Origin of the sequence: Streptomyces sp. BE20, from assembly GCF_036322525.1 — a bacterium.
In the GTDB taxonomy this organism is placed as follows: Bacteria; Actinomycetota; Actinomycetes; order Streptomycetales; family Streptomycetaceae; genus Kitasatospora.
Window position 1 is genome coordinate 1 of the sequence record NZ_JAQYWW010000090.1, and the last position, 311, is coordinate 311.

The 311-nt window shown below is 65.3% G+C and carries 1 protein-coding gene; it reads left to right on the forward strand.

Going from position 1 to position 311, the window contains the following annotated elements; all coding sequences use genetic code 11:
• A partial coding sequence (locus PUR61_RS00385) for an SMR family transporter (protein WP_329874408.1) occupies positions 1-311 on the forward strand: 311 nt, incomplete at both ends.

A 311-nucleotide genomic window follows, 5' to 3' on the forward strand; every position in this document is an offset into this window, starting at 1 on the left:
GGTCCTTCCCATGGCCTGGATCTACCTGCTCATCGCCTCGGTCTTCGAGGTGGTCTTCGCCCTCGCCACCAACGCCACCCACGGCTTCACCGTGATCTGCCCCTCCCTCCTCACCCCGACCGACACCGCCCGAGGAAACTTCATCCACAGCCTGTCCCACAATACCAACAACTACGTCGTCGCCTACACCGTGAATACCGGAATCGGCGCGGTCGGCACCGTCCGCCTCGGCACCCTGATCTTCGACGAGGAGATGAACGCCGGAAAGGCCGTCGCCGGCGTGCGCATCCTCGGCGGCGTCCTGGGCCTCA